This window comes from Streptomyces sp. NPDC006372, assembly GCF_040612515.1.
Lineage (GTDB): Bacteria > Actinomycetota > Actinomycetes > Streptomycetales > Streptomycetaceae > Streptomyces.
This window is the reverse complement of record NZ_JBEXQJ010000001.1, coordinates 882,014-894,942: the sequence shown is the minus strand read 5'-3', so window position 1 is coordinate 894,942 and position 12,929 is coordinate 882,014. Positions and strand designations below refer to the sequence as shown.

Genomic DNA, 12,929 nt, shown 5'->3' with positions numbered 1-12,929 from the left:
GTTTGATAATCTCGACCCATGGGTGAAATTCCGTACGGCGTCGGTGAGGGGCCCGCTACCAGGGTCAGCCTCTCCCTTCCGGAAGGGACAGCGGAGGCGATCCGGCGGCGGGTCGGCAAGCGTGAGTTCTCGGCGTTCATCACGGACGCCGTCGAGCGTGAGCTGCGGGGTCAGATCCTGGACGAGTACCTCGCCGACTACGAACGCCGCAACGGGCCGATCTCCGAACACGAGCAGGAACGCGCGCGCCAGGTCTTCGACGAGGTGTTCGCCGAGGAGGGCCAGTGGCCCGCCGCAAGCTGAGTCACGAAGGCACTCTCGTGCTCGACTGCGAGGGGCTGTCCGGGTTCATCGGTGATCATGAACCTGTCGTCGCCCTGGTTGCCGAGGCGCGCAAACGGGGGATGGAAGTGGTCATCAGCGCGCTCACCCTCATCGAGGCGGTCCACCACAGAACGGACAGGGCTCGACTCGCCTGGGTCCTCTCGGGCCTGCGGATCGTGCCGATCGGCGACGAGGAGGCCAAGGCCGCCTCGGCCATGCTGATCAGCGCGGGACTGCACGGGCACACGTACGCGATCGACGCGGCAGTGGCGGAAATGGCGCTGCGCCAGCGTCGTCCGGTGGTCATGCTCACCTCTGACATCGACGACATGTCCAAGCTCTGCGGGGACAGGGTGCGTCTCGTCGCCGTCTGATGACGATCGCTTCGGGCGGACGCGAAACACACGGGGCGCGGCACTCCCCTAAGGTGCCGCGCCCCGTCCCCCCCGCCCCCGAGGCGGCTGAACCGCCTCCGAGGTGGCTAGACCGCCCCCACCTCCGGCAATGCCCCCGCCCGCGCAGCCCGCCCGTACCAGCGGGCGCTCGTCTTCGGGGTGCGCTCCAGCGACGCGTAGTCCACGTACACCGCGCCGAAGCGCTTGCCGTAGCCGTACGCCCACTCGAAGTTGTCCAGCAGGGACCACAGGAAGTAGCCGCGGACGTCCGCGCCGTCGGCGATCGCGCGGCGCACCGCGGACAGGTGGCCGTGGAGGTAGGCGACGCGCTCCGGATCGTGCACCCGGCCGTCGGAGTCGATCTTGTCGTCGTAGGCCGCGCCGTTCTCGGTGATGTACAGCGGCAGCCCCGGCGCCTCGCGGGTGTAGCGCATGATCAGCTCGTGCAGGCCCGTCGGGTCGACCGTCCAGCCCATCTCGGTGCGCTCGCCGGGAGTCTGGTGGAACGCCACGTCGTCCACGCCCGGCCACGGCGAGTGCTCGCTCGCCCCGTGGCCGTCGGCGCGCGGCCCCTTCGCGTTCGGGTCCGCCGCCGACACCAGCGAGGGCGTGTAGTAGTTGAGGCCCAGTGCGTCCAACGGCTGGTTGATCAACGCCAGATCGCCGTCCAGGACGTAGTCCCAGTCCGTGACCCCGGCCGTCGCCACGTACAGCGACTCCGGGTAGGCGCCGTGCAGGATCGGGCCGTGGAAGACCCCGCTGGCCAGGTCGTCGATCTTCCGGGCCGCGGCCAGGTCCGCCGGCTCCTGCGAAAGCGGCCGCACCGCCGCCGAGTTGAGGGCGACCGCCACCTGGTTGCGGGCCGGCATCACCGACCGCAGCGCGGACACGCCCAGCCCGTGCGCCAGGTTCAGATGGTGCGCGGCCCGCAAGGCGGCAGCCGGATCCGTACGGCCGGGGGCGTGCACCCCGGAGGCGTAGCCGAGGAACGCGCTGCACCACGGCTCGTTGACCGTCATCCAGTGCTCCACACGGTCGCCCAGCGCCTCACCGACGATCCGCGCGTACTCGGCGAAACGGTGCGCCGTGTCCCGCTCCGGCCAGCCGCCCGCGTCCTCCAGCTCCTGCGGAAGGTCCCAGTGGTAGAGCGTGACGGCCGGCTGGATGCCCTTCGACAGCAGCTCGTCGACCAGCCGGCGGTAGAAGTCCAGCCCCTTCTGGACCGCCGGGCCGCGCCCCGTCGGCTGCACCCGGGACCAGGAGACGGAGAAGCGGTAGGCACCCAGGCCCAGCTCCGCCATCATCGCCACGTCCTCGCGGTACCGGTGGTAGTGGTCGACAGCGATGTCACCGGTGTCGCCGCCCTCGGTCTTGCCCGGCGTATGGCTGAAGGTGTCCCAGATCGACGGCGTACGGCCGTCCTCCCGCACCGCACCCTCGATCTGGTACGCGGAGGTCGCCGCGCCCCAGAGGAAGGTGGGAGGGAAGGTCACCGAAGTGGCCGGGTTCTCGGAGTCAGGCATGGAAGCGCTCCCATTGGAGGTCGTGAGACCGACGGTGGAGGGGGGAGGGGGAGGATGAGGGGCCGGAGCGGCGCTGACCCGGCCCCACGGACGGCGGGTCAGCCCTTCACGGCACCCTGCATGATGCCGCCCACGATCTGCTTGCCGAAGATCGCGAACACCAGCAGCAGCGGCAGCGTGCCCAGCAACGCGCCCGCCATGATCAGGGACTGGTCGGGCGTGTAGCCGCGGCCCAGACCCGCGACCGCGACCTGCACGGTCGGGTTGCCCATCTGGGTCAGCACCAGGAACGGCCACATGAAGTCGTTCCAGGTCTGCACGAACGTCAGCATCCCGAGCACGGCCATCGCCGGCCGCGCCGCCGGGAACACCACGTGCCACACCACCCGCCAGCTGCTCGCCCCGTCGACCCGGGCGGCCTCGATGATCTCGTCCGGCAGCGCCTGGATCAGGTACTGCCGCATGAAGAACACACCGAACGCGCTCACCAGCGACGGGAAGATCACCGCCTGCAACTGGTCCGTCCAGTCCAGCTTGGCGACCATCATGTACAGCGGGATCACGCTCAGCTGCGGCGGCACCATCATCGTGCCGATCACGATCAGCATCAGCGCGCCACGGCCCCTGAACCGCAGTTTGGCGAAGGCGAAACCGGCGATCGTCGACAGGAAGACGATGGTCAGCGCCGAAGTGCCCGCCACGATCGTGGTGTTGAAGAACGCCTCGCCCAGATTGGCCTCGTTCCAGGCGATCTCCAGCTTGTCGAACAGCCCCGAGCCGAACCAGAACGGCGGCGGCGTCTGCGCGAGCCGCTGGTTGTCGCGCGAGGCGGCGATCGCCGTCCACACCAGCGGGAACAGCGACACGATCGTGAACACGATGAGGATCGCGTACGCGATCGGACCGCCGTGCAGCGTCCCGCCGGCCCGCGCGGACTTCGGCAACCGGGGGCGTTTGGCAGTCTCGACGGGCTTGGTGTCCGGGGGCGTCACAGTCGTCGTCACGGCCACACTCCTTAACTACTGGCGCGCAGCCGGCGCGAGATGACGTAGTTGACGATGCCGATGACGATCAGGATCAGGAACATCGTCCAGGCGATCGCCGAGGCCCGGCCCAGGTGCTGGGCCACCCAGCCCTGCTCGTACAGGTACAGCCCGAGCGTCTGGAACTGGTGCTCCGCGCCGCCGGACGCCCCCTTGTTGACGTCGAACAGCAGCGGCTCACCGAAGACCTGCGAGGCTCCGATCGTCGAGACGACGGCGGTGAACAGGATCGTCGGGCGCAGCGCCGGCAGCGTCACATGGAGGAACTGCTGCCAGCGGTTGGCCCCGTCCAGCGCCGCCGACTCGTACAGGTCCTGCGGGATCGCCTGCATCGCGGCGAGGTAGATCAGCGCGTTGTAGCCCGTCCAGCGCCAGATGATGATCGTCGAGACCGCGATCTGCGAGGGCCACTTGTCGTTCTGCCAGTCGACCGGGTTGATGCCGACCATGTCGAGCAGCCAGTTGATCATGCCGTAGTCACGGCCGAAGAGCAGCACGAACACCAGCGAGGCCGCGGCGATCGACGTCGCGTACGGCGCGAGCATCGCGACCCGGAAGAACGTCGAGGCCCGCAGCTTGTAGTTGAGGATGTGGGCGATGCCCATCGCCATCAGCAACTGCGGAACGGTGGAGATGATGCCGATGGTCAGGGTGTTCTTCGCCGCGTTCCAGAAGAACTCGTCGTCGAAGATCCTGGTGTAGTTGCGCAGTCCGACCCAGTTCATGTCGGTCGGCGCCGTCAGTTCCACCTGGTGCAGCGAGGCCCAGCCCGTGTAGATCAACGGGAACAGGCCGAACGCGACGAACAGCAGGAAGAACGGGGAGACGAAGGCGTACGGGCTCCAGCGGATGTCCCGCTGCCAGCGACGGGACAGCCGGTCCCGGCGCCGCCGCTCCTTCTCCACGGCCGCGGCGTCCCCGGGCGGGCGACCCGGGGCCGCGCCCCCCTCCACGGGGGGCGCGGCGGTGTCGTGACGGGTGGCCATACGGGTCACTGGTCCAGCTTGTTGTCGATGGTCTTGACCGCGGAGTTCCAGGCCTCGTCCGCCGACTTGCCCTTCGTCACCAGGAACACGCCGTTGTCCGACAGACCCTGCATGATGATCTGGTCCTTCGGGCCGATCACCTGGACCGGGGCGCCCTTGGCGGCCTCGGCGAAGACCGTGCCGATCGGCTGGTCACCGGTCATCTCGTTCTTCGCGCCGGTCACTTCGGGCCTGGTGTAGGCGGCCGGGGTGCTCGGGAAGTTGCCCTGCACCTTGAACAGCTTCGCCTGCTGCTCCGGAGCGGTCAGCCAGGCCACCAGCTTCTGGGCCTCCTTCACGTTCTTGCCGCTCTTCGGCACGGTGAGGAAGGTGCCGCCCCAGTTGCCGCCCTTGGGCGCCGCGGCCACGGCCCACTTGCCGGCCGCGTCGGGCTGCGACTTGCCCTTGATCGTGCCGAGCATCCACGGCGGGCAGGAGATCGTGGCGAACAGGCTCTTGGAGATCGTGGTCTCCCACGACGGCTGGAACTGCGTCTGCGACTGGACCAGCCCCTTCTCGGCGGCCTCCGAGGTCAGGTCGAAGGCGGCTTTGACGGCCGGGTTCGTCTTGTAGATGACCTTGCCGGAGGCGTCGTAGAACTTCTCCTTCTCGCTGCCCAGGATCGCGTTGAGCAGGCCGCCGGGGGAGTCCATGAAGTAGGTGCCCTTGGGGGCCTTCGCCTTGTACCGCTCGCCGACGGAGACCAGCTTGGCCCAGTCACCGGCCCACAGCTTGCCGACCTCGGCGGGGTCCGTGGGCAGCCCGGCCTTCTGGTACAGGTCCTTGCGGTAGCAGAGCGCCATCGGGCCGACGTCCGTGCCGAGGCCGATCGTCCGGCCGTCCTTGGTCGTGGCCTGCTTCCACTTCCAGTCGAGCCAGGTGTCCGGCTTCACGCCCGAAACCTTGGACATGTCCTCGAGCTTGTCGGACTGAGTGGCCGTGACCTCGGCTATGTTGGCGACTTCGACGGCCTGGACGTCGAGCAGGCCGCTGTTGGTGGTGAGGTGGTTCAGCAGCGCCGGGTAGTAGTTCTCGTTCCGCTCGATGACGTTCTCGGTGATCTTGATGTTGGGATTGAGCTTCTCGTACTCGGCGTAGAGGCCGGATTCCTTGAAGCCCATGGTGCCGAAGAGCCCCAGCGAGATCGTCGTCTTGCCCTTGCCGTCTCCGTCCGACGAGCCGGAGCCGTCGTTTCCGCCGTCGTCGGCACAGCCGGCCAGCAGCCCGGCGCCCAGCGACGCGACGGCCGCGAGAACCATCGCCTTGCGGGCGGTTCGGATGCGTGCTCGCATGTCGTCCTCCTGTTGCCCTGACGTGCCGACCCCCCGGCCAACTGCATGTTGGACCCGTTTTTTACTCGCTTCGGCGCGGGCGGGGAACGTGCGGGTTGTGTATGTGTCAGGTACTGTGGGAGCGCTCCCACCAGTGATGTGTTGAAGGTTCGCGGGTCGGGGCGGGGGTGTCAAGGGACCGGACAGGGAGATATGCGTTCAGTTATCGGGCTGTTAACTGGCCCCCGACCGGGAACGGTTGCCGCCCGGGGCGGCGGTATCCAGCCAGTCGATCAAGCTCGTCCGGTGGAAGCGGAAGGCCCGGGGCGGCAGCCCTCCACAGCGGTCACTTCCATCGGCGGGCCTGTTAAATTCCAGGCCAGCCGCAGAGTGCGGGTCTGGACGGGAAGGCGGAGCCCATGGCAAGCCACGGAGCGCGGGGCCGAAGCGGTGGCCGGCCCACCCTCGAAGAGGTGGCGGCGCGCGCCGGTGTCGGCCGCGGCACCGTCTCCCGGGTGATCAACGGTTCGCCGAGAGTCAGTGACGCGACCCGGGCGGCGGTGGAGGCCGCCGTCGCGGAGCTCGGCTACGTCCCCAACACGGCGGCCCGCGCCCTGGCCGCCAACCGTACGGACGCGATCGCGCTGGTCGTGCCCGAGCCGGAGACCAGGTTCTTCGCGGAGCCGTACTTCTCCGACATGCTCAAGGGCGTCGGGGCGGAGATCTCCGACACGGAGATGCAGCTGCTGCTGATCTTCGCGGGCAGCGACCGGGAACGGCAGCGGCTCGCCCAGTACCTGGCCGCCCACCGGGTGGACGGTGTGCTGCTGGTCTCGGTCCACGCGGACGACCCGCTGCCCGACCTGCTGGCGCAGCTGGAGATCCCGGCAGTGATCAGCGGCCCGCGATCGTCGGCGGAGACGCTGCCGTCGGTCGACTCGGACAACTACGGCGGTGCCCGTCAGGCCGTCGAGCACCTGCTGTCCCGCGGCCGCCGCCGGGTGGCCCACATCACCGGCCGCCTCGACGTCTACGGCGCCCAGCGTCGTGTCGACGGCTACCGCGACGCCCTGAGCGACGCGGGCCACGGGGTGGACGAGGCGCTGATCGAAGGGGGCGACTTCACGGAGGAGGGCGGCCGCCGTGCCATGGAGGCGCTGCTGGAGCGCCACCCCGACCTGGACGCCGTCTTCGCCGGCTCCGACGTCACCGCGGCCGGCGCCCGCCAGGCGCTGCGCGAGGCCGGGCGCCGCATCCCCGACGACGTGGCGCTCGTCGGCTACGACGACTCCGCCATCGCCCGCCACATGGACCCGCCCCTCACCAGCGTCCGCCAGCCCATCGAGGAGATGGGCCGACGGATGATCGACCTCCTCCTCACCGAGGTCGCCGACCGCCGCCCCCTGGCGTCCCGGGGCCTGGACCGGCGTCAGATGGTGCTCGCCACGGAACTGGTGGTGCGGTCGTCGTCGTGACGGCCCGTCCTTTCCCCCGCCCAACTGGCGCTCGGGAGAAGCGCGGTCACGTCCTCGCCGGTACCGGACGGCGGAGCAGGTAGGCGGCCGCGACCGACACCAGCACGGCCATACAGGCGATGAACACCAGCCCCGCGCCCTCCAGGCCGATCGGGTGGGTCAGGAGGCCCACGCCGATCACCGGGAGGGAGATGCCCGTGTAGGCCACCACGAACAGGGTCGAGATGACCTCCGCGCGCTGGTGCCCGGGAGACGCGGCGGCCACCTCGGCGAGCGCGCCGCGGAACGCCAGCCCCTGTCCGACCCCGCCGACGATCGCGCTCAGGACGACCAGCGTCAGGAGGCCCCACCGCAGCGCGCCCGCGAGCAGCGCCAGTCCGGCGAGGAGTCCGGCGCAGCCGAGGGGGAGGGAGCGCCGGACGCCGACCACACCTACCGCCAGTTGCCCCGCGGTGGAGGAGAAGAAGGCGAGCGCGACGACCAGACCGCTCACCGCGTGGTTGTGCAGGTCCAGGGACCGGGCGAGGAAGTCCGGGCTGACCGAGGTGAACAACCCCAGCAGCGCGAAGCCGACGAACGAGGCGATCGCCGCGGGCGCGAACACCGCCCGCACCTGCGGGGGCAGCGCGGGACGCTGCGGCCGTACGGTGCGCAGCGGCCGCCGCTCCCGCACGGTCTCCGCGAGGCGCAGCACGACGAGGGCCGCCCCGGCCACCAAGCAGAGGTGGACGACGAACGGCAGGTACAGCGGCCAGTCGGCGTACTGCGCCAGCACTCCGGACAGCAGCGGACCGATGCCCAGTCCGCCCATGTTGGCGGCCGTCGCCACGAAGGTGGCCCGGGAGGTGCCGCCCTCCGGCGCCAGTTCCATCACGTAGGCCGTGGCGGCACCGGTGAACAGCCCGGCGGACAGCCCCGACAGCAGCCGTCCCGCGTACAGCCAGTCCAGCCCGGTGGCGCAGAGGAAGCAGACGGCGCTCGCCGCGGCGAAGGCCAGTCCGCACAGCAGCACCGGGCGCCGGCCCACGGCGTCCGAGGCGTTGCCGACCAGCAGCAGCACCGCGATGACCGCGAAGGCGTAGAGGGCGTACACCACGGTCACCGTCAGGTCGGAGAACCCGAACTTGGCCTGGTAGAGGGGATAGAGGGGCGTCGGCAGCGTGGTGCCGGCCATGCATACGGCGAACACGGCCCCGCCGAGCACACACGCATGCCATCCGCGATGTCCACCGTCCATGGCGCCGACCGTAACCGCGACCGTCGCCAGGGCCGGGACCGGCGCGCAAAAAGCTTCAGCCGGTGGCTTCTGTCGAAACCACCGGCTGATCGCTCAGGGTGAGTGACGGGACTCGAACCCGCGGCATCCTGGACCACAACCAGGTGCTCTACCAGCTGAGCTACACCCACCATGACCGGCTTGGAGGTCAGTGACTTCCCCGACCGGCCGAGAAAAAGTGTACAGGGTCCGAAGGGGTGCTCGCGCACGCCTTTCCCGGCGCCCCCCGACGGGCCCCTGTCGCGCCTACTGAGCAGGCAGAACGTGCTTCGCGGCGATCGTCTTCGCGGTGTCCGAGTCGGGCCCGGGCTGCGGGACGAAAAGGGCCTCGCGGTAGTAGCGCAGTTCGGCGATGGACTCGCGGATGTCGGCGAGCGCGCGGTGGTTGCCGTTCTTCTGCGGGCTGTTGAAGTACGCCCGCGGGTACCAGCGGCGGGCCAGCTCCTTGATCGACGACACGTCGACGATCCGGTAGTGCAGGTAGTCCTCCAGCGTCGGCATGTCGCGCAGCAGGAAGCCGCGGTCCGTGCCGACGGAGTTGCCGCACAGCGGGGCCTTGCCCGGCTCCTTGACGAACTCCCTCACGTACGTCAGGACCCGCTCCTCGGCGTCCTGCAGCGTCGTGCCGTCCGGCAGCTCGGCGAGCAGCCCGGACGCGGTGTGCATCTGACGCACCACCTCCGGCATCGTCTCCAGCGCCCGGTCCGGCGGCCGGATGACGATGTCCACTCCTTCGCCGAGCACGTTCAGCTCGGAGTCGGTCACGAGGGCGGCCACTTCGATGAGCGCGTCGTCCGACAGCGAGAGGCCGGTCATCTCGCAGTCGATCCACACCATGCGATCGTTCATGTGTCTCACCTTACGGCGGGCCGCCCCGGGCCGAGCCGGCGGTGCGGTGACCTCGTGGGCAAGGCCCGGCGGGCCCCGGAACGGAAGCCGGGTCCGCGGAGGCTTCACCCCGCGGACCCGGTCACCCGATCATGTCGCGCTGCGTTGCCCCGGCAGGCTCGCCCGGGACGATATGTACGCTTCCCGACCGTTGTCCGACGCGGCCGAGGCCGACAGCGCCGGGGGCGCCCCGATCGCACCGGCCGCCGCCGTTCGGCGGGACTGGATCGGGACGGGGTGCTCCGGGTGGAGGGAGCCGGGCGGCTGGCCCGGCTGACCGGGGTGGCCCGGGTGGGTGGAGTGGCCGCCCGGGACGCCGGACCCGGGCCCGCCCTGGGCGGCCTCGGTGTCCTGGGGCCGCTCGCCCTGCGGGCGCCGGGCCCGGTAGGCGGCCCGGTACGCGGCCGGGGACGAGCCCAGCTGGCGGCGGAAGTGCCCGCGCAGCGCGACCGGCGACCGGAAGCCGCAGCGCCCCGCCACCTCGTCCACCGAGTAGTCCGACGTCTCCAGCAGGCGCTGCGCCTGGAGCACCCGCTGCGTGATCAGCCACTGCAGCGGGGCGCTCCCGGTCAGCGAGCGGAAGCGGCGGTCGAACGTACGGCGGCTCATGTACGCGCGTGCCGCCAGCGTCTCCACGTCGAACTGTTCGTGGAGGTGCTCCAGCGCCCAGGCGACGACCTCGGCCAGCGGGTCGGCGCCGATCTCCTCCGGTAAAGACCTGTCGAGGTAGCGCTCCTGGCCGCCGCTGCGGCGCGGGGGCACGACGAGCCGCCGGGCCAGGGCACCGGCCGCCTCGTTGCCGTGGTCGGTGCGCACGATGTGCAGGCACAGGTCGATGCCCGCGGCCGTGCCGGCCGACGTCAGCACGTCGCCGTCGTCGACGAACAGCTCCCTCGGGTCGACGTGCACCGACGGGTAGCGCTTGGCCAGCGTCGGCGCGTACATCCAGTGTGTCGTCGCGGGGCGGCCGTCCAGCAGGCCGGCCGCCGCGAGGACGAAGGCGCCGGTGCACAGCCCGACGATGCGGGCGCCCTCCTCGTGGGCCCGGCGCAGCGCGTCGAGCGCCTCCTCCGGTGGCGGAGAAGTGATCGAACGCCAGGCCGGTACGACGACCGTGCCCGCGCGGGAGATCGCTTCCAGGCCATGCGGTGCGCTGAGTTCCAGGCCCCCTGTGGTCCGCAGCGGGCCGTCCTCACCCCCGCACACCAGCAGTCGGTAGCGCGGCACCCCGGCGTCCTGGCGGTCGATCCCGAACACCGACAGCGGTATGGAACTCTCGAAGATGGGGCCGCCGCTGAACAGCAGCACCGCGACGATCTCCTTGCGGCGTCGCCCGGAAAGCTTCCGGGCCACGGCTTCCGGCGCGGCAGTGGAGTCGTGGCTCATACTGCTAAGCCCCCCTCGGTGGTCGCGGCTCCTCGGTTGTGTCGCTCCTGCACGTTTCCCCTCGGTCCTGCACGAGTCCCCCGCCGTAGACAGTCAAGATCGAATCTACTGTGTCCCGTCGCGCCGAGTTGGCCGGTTCGGCACTCGGCAGATTGTCGACTTGGCAACTTGGCGTGAAGCATTCGATCACGAAGCGTTGCACTCGTGGGGCGTGCAGGGAAGTGCGCCTTGTCGCGGTGGCCAATCCACGTAGGGTGCGCAGGGCCCTGGAGGCCCTTTCCGTGCAGGTCAAACGGGGGTTGGGGGGTGGTGGGGCACGGTGATGCACGGGTGCGAGAAGTTGGCTGAAAACCGACGTGCACGTGCACGGAAACCGGTCAGCTGACCGGTGTATCTCCTCCGGTGTGCCGTCCGCCACGGTGCGACCCCGTTCCGGTGCGGTGGTGCCTGCCCCGGTGGGGCGCCCGGTCCTCGGCCGCCATGCGCGCCGCGCCGCGCTCGGACTGGCGCAGCAGCACCCGGCAGGCGCCCGTGACGGCCGCGAGGCCGAGGGCGGTGCCGGCGGCACCGGCCGGCGAGGTGCCGTACCCGAGGAGCACGACCGGGACGAGCAGGCAGCTGAAGGCCGCCCAGCGGACCACCTCCGTCGCGGTGTCCCGCGGCGGCGGGGTCCCGCGGTCCGCCTCGGAGGCGGGGCGTGGTCCGGACATGCGTGCTCCCTGTGGCGTGGCTCACGGGGTTCAACGCTCGGCCCCCGGGGCAGGTCACTGTGCGACCGGATGACCCCGGATCACCCTCAGGGGTAAGTGAATCCTGTGCAAACCGCCTGTACAGCGCAGCAACCATTGCGTTACGGGCGTCGCCTCGTGCATGCTCCCTGGAACCCGCACGCACGGCGGGCGGGGTCTGGGCTAAGGAGGCGTGCCGCCGTACCCTTGGGGGTATGGGGTTGGGAAGACCATTCCCGGACACAGCTCCGCCGCACTCTGTCGTCCCCCATATAAGGATCACAACGCCGAGACAGCCATGGCCGGTCACGAATTCTTCGAACCCGCGGACCGCAAGCGGCCCGTCGCCGATCCCACGGCGGCCGAGCCCCTGGCGGCGGAAGAGCCACGCCATTCCTGCGATCCCGCCTTCAAGCACGGCGTGGTCGTCGGTTTCGACGGCTCCACCTCCAGTGAGCGCGCCCTGGCGTACGCGATCGGCATGGCCCATCGCTCCGGCTCGGGCCTGATCATCGTCCATGTCGCCAACCGGCTGCCGACCACGGTGTGGGCCGGCTGTGAGCCGCCCGTCTTCGTGGACGTGCCGGACCACCGGACCGAGGTGCTCGGTCTCGAGCTGGCCTGTGCGGACTACCTCGCCGAGGTTCCCTGGATCCTGGTCGAGCGCGGCGGGGACATCTGCCACGAACTCGAAGAGGTCGGCCGGGAGTACGAGGCCGACGCGATCGTCGTCGGGTCGACCCACGGCATCGTCGGACGGATCTTCGGCTCGGTCGCCGGGCGGCTCGCCAAGCGGGCACAGCGGCCCGTCGTCGTCATTCCCTGACGCTCAACTCCCTTGGTGCGACGCGCGAATCTACTCGTGCGTACTAGGTGCTTTGTGCCCTTGTGAAGGGCATATACGGGACACCGCACAACTGCACATGCACGAAGGGAGCCCCGCCGTGGACAAAGACGTCTCCGCGGGAAGCGGAACCACGACCGTGGTCGGTCGACTCGCTCTTGGAATCACCCTGTTGGCCTTCGGGCTGGGGCACGCCGATGTGATCGACGGGGTGTCAGCCGCTGACGCCGTGTCAATCGCCCAGTACGTGGGCGGGATCGCCCTCTTCGTCGCCGGGATGATGGCTCTCCGGGAGCGGGACTTCGCCGAGGGTACGGCGTTCCCGGTGCTCGGGGCGTTGTGGTTCACGTGGGCCGTGTCCGACACGGCCTCCGGCAACGAGGCAGGGCTGTTCCTGCTGTTGTTCGCCCTCGTGGCGCTTTCCCTGACGCTCGCGGGAGGGGATCGGCTCGGGCAGGGCGTGTACGGGCTGTTCTTCGTCGCCCTGTTGCTCATGGCGATCGCGAGTTTCGCCGGCAACGACGGGCTCGTGAAGGTGGGGGGCTGGTTCGCCGTCGCCGCGGGTGCGGTGGCCTGGTATGCCGCTACCGCGGTGTTGGCGCACTGGCCGACTGTTCTGCCTCGACGTGCTGCCGGCCGGGGGGTGACGGCCACCGGTTAGCTGCGCCGGCTGGGGAGTTGGGCGGCTTCCCGGCGATGAAAAACGGACCCCCCGTGCCTGGTGGCAGCGCGTGGGGGTCCGTCATCGCCC

Annotated in this window: 13 protein-coding genes and 1 tRNA gene; 5 read left to right on the top strand and 9 right to left on the bottom strand. The window is 70.2% G+C overall.

Features of this window, described 5'->3' with window-relative positions; all coding sequences use genetic code 11:
• Positions 1 to 18 precede the first annotated feature (18 nt).
• Both ABZ016_RS03960 and ABZ016_RS03955 read left to right on the top strand, forming a co-directional pair.
• On the top strand, positions 19 to 303 hold the full coding sequence (locus ABZ016_RS03960) for a hypothetical protein (RefSeq protein ID WP_356914935.1): 285 nt from the start codon (positions 19 to 21) through the stop codon (positions 301 to 303).
• A complete protein-coding gene (locus ABZ016_RS03955) occupies positions 285 to 698 on the top strand; it encodes a DNA-binding protein (protein ID WP_356914934.1) in 414 nt (137 codons plus the stop codon). The genes ABZ016_RS03960 and ABZ016_RS03955 overlap by 19 nt, the downstream gene beginning before the upstream one ends.
• A gap of 107 nt (positions 699 to 805) precedes the next feature.
• Here the strand turns inward: ABZ016_RS03955 and ABZ016_RS03950 are convergent, their stop codons facing one another.
• From ABZ016_RS03950 to ABZ016_RS03935, 4 genes are all read right to left on the bottom strand, one after another.
• Complete coding sequence (locus ABZ016_RS03950) at positions 806 to 2,242, bottom strand: GH1 family beta-glucosidase (protein ID WP_356914933.1); 1,437 nt, start codon at positions 2,240 to 2,242, stop codon at positions 806 to 808.
• Positions 2,243 to 2,340: 98 nt separating this feature from the next.
• On the bottom strand, positions 2,341 to 3,246 hold the full coding sequence (locus ABZ016_RS03945) for a carbohydrate ABC transporter permease (protein ID WP_356914932.1): 906 nt from the start codon (positions 3,244 to 3,246) through the stop codon (positions 2,341 to 2,343).
• Between the two features lie 11 nt (positions 3,247 to 3,257).
• Positions 3,258 to 4,271, bottom strand: a complete 1,014-nt coding sequence (locus ABZ016_RS03940) for a sugar ABC transporter permease (RefSeq protein ID WP_356914931.1) — start codon at positions 4,269 to 4,271, stop codon at positions 3,258 to 3,260.
• Between the two features lie 5 nt (positions 4,272 to 4,276).
• The gene (locus ABZ016_RS03935; RefSeq protein ID WP_356914930.1) at positions 4,277 to 5,602 is read right to left on the bottom strand and encodes an ABC transporter substrate-binding protein; all 1,326 of its coding nucleotides are present in this window, start codon (positions 5,600 to 5,602) and stop codon (positions 4,277 to 4,279) included.
• Between the two features lie 398 nt (positions 5,603 to 6,000).
• Between ABZ016_RS03935 and ABZ016_RS03930 the strand changes: the two genes are divergently transcribed.
• On the top strand, positions 6,001 to 7,056 hold the full coding sequence (locus ABZ016_RS03930; protein WP_356914929.1) for a LacI family DNA-binding transcriptional regulator: 1,056 nt from the start codon (positions 6,001 to 6,003) through the stop codon (positions 7,054 to 7,056).
• A gap of 46 nt (positions 7,057 to 7,102) precedes the next feature.
• On the opposite strand, the gene ABZ016_RS03925 is transcribed toward ABZ016_RS03930, so the two are convergent.
• The 5 genes from ABZ016_RS03925 to ABZ016_RS03905 all read right to left on the bottom strand — a co-directional run bounded on the left by ABZ016_RS03925 (position 7,103) and on the right by ABZ016_RS03905 (position 11,316).
• The gene (locus ABZ016_RS03925) at positions 7,103 to 8,293 is read right to left on the bottom strand and encodes an MFS transporter (RefSeq protein ID WP_356914928.1); all 1,191 of its coding nucleotides are present in this window, start codon (positions 8,291 to 8,293) and stop codon (positions 7,103 to 7,105) included.
• A gap of 97 nt (positions 8,294 to 8,390) precedes the next feature.
• Positions 8,391 to 8,463: transfer RNA gene (locus ABZ016_RS03920), tRNA-His, on the bottom strand.
• Positions 8,464 to 8,578: 115 nt separating this feature from the next.
• Positions 8,579 to 9,181 (bottom strand): oligoribonuclease, encoded by a 603-nt coding sequence (gene orn / locus ABZ016_RS03915; RefSeq protein WP_356914927.1) that lies wholly within the window; start codon positions 9,179 to 9,181, stop codon positions 8,579 to 8,581.
• A gap of 129 nt (positions 9,182 to 9,310) precedes the next feature.
• On the bottom strand, positions 9,311 to 10,606 hold the full coding sequence (locus ABZ016_RS03910) for a helix-turn-helix domain-containing protein (protein ID WP_356914926.1): 1,296 nt from the start codon (positions 10,604 to 10,606) through the stop codon (positions 9,311 to 9,313).
• Positions 10,607 to 10,983: 377 nt separating this feature from the next.
• A complete protein-coding gene (locus ABZ016_RS03905) occupies positions 10,984 to 11,316 on the bottom strand; it encodes a hypothetical protein (RefSeq protein ID WP_356914925.1) in 333 nt (110 codons plus the stop codon).
• A 316-nt stretch (positions 11,317 to 11,632) separates the two neighbouring features.
• Between ABZ016_RS03905 and ABZ016_RS03900 the strand changes: the two genes are divergently transcribed.
• Positions 11,633 to 12,160: a universal stress protein gene (locus ABZ016_RS03900; RefSeq protein ID WP_031114250.1), complete on the top strand. Its 528-nt coding sequence runs from the start codon at positions 11,633 to 11,635 to the stop codon at positions 12,158 to 12,160.
• Positions 12,161 to 12,278: 118 nt separating this feature from the next.
• Positions 12,279 to 12,839, top strand: a complete 561-nt coding sequence (locus ABZ016_RS03895) for a GPR1/FUN34/YaaH family transporter (RefSeq protein WP_356914924.1) — start codon at positions 12,279 to 12,281, stop codon at positions 12,837 to 12,839.
• The last annotated feature ends 90 nt before the right edge of the window (positions 12,840 to 12,929 follow it).

Excerpts from the sequence above, each read along its gene's own strand:
- ABZ016_RS03905 (WP_356914925.1), bottom strand. The coding sequence starts at position 11,316 with ATGTCCGGACCACGCCCCGCCTCCGAGGCGGACCGCGGGACCCCGCCG.
- ABZ016_RS03935 (WP_356914930.1), bottom strand. The coding sequence starts at position 5,602 with ATGCGAGCACGCATCCGAACCGCCCGCAAGGCGATGGTTCTCGCGGCC.
- ABZ016_RS03930 (WP_356914929.1), top strand. The coding sequence starts at position 6,001 with ATGGCAAGCCACGGAGCGCGGGGCCGAAGCGGTGGCCGGCCCACCCTC.
- ABZ016_RS03950 (WP_356914933.1), bottom strand. The coding sequence starts at position 2,242 with ATGCCTGACTCCGAGAACCCGGCCACTTCGGTGACCTTCCCTCCCACC.
- ABZ016_RS03925 (WP_356914928.1), bottom strand. The coding sequence starts at position 8,293 with ATGGACGGTGGACATCGCGGATGGCATGCGTGTGTGCTCGGCGGGGCC.
- ABZ016_RS03900 (WP_031114250.1), top strand. The coding sequence starts at position 11,633 with ATGGCCGGTCACGAATTCTTCGAACCCGCGGACCGCAAGCGGCCCGTC.
- ABZ016_RS03960 (WP_356914935.1), top strand. The coding sequence starts at position 19 with ATGGGTGAAATTCCGTACGGCGTCGGTGAGGGGCCCGCTACCAGGGTC.
- ABZ016_RS03940 (WP_356914931.1), bottom strand. The coding sequence starts at position 4,271 with ATGGCCACCCGTCACGACACCGCCGCGCCCCCCGTGGAGGGGGGCGCG.
- orn (WP_356914927.1), bottom strand. The coding sequence starts at position 9,181 with ATGAACGATCGCATGGTGTGGATCGACTGCGAGATGACCGGCCTCTCG.
- ABZ016_RS03910 (WP_356914926.1), bottom strand. The coding sequence starts at position 10,606 with ATGAGCCACGACTCCACTGCCGCGCCGGAAGCCGTGGCCCGGAAGCTT.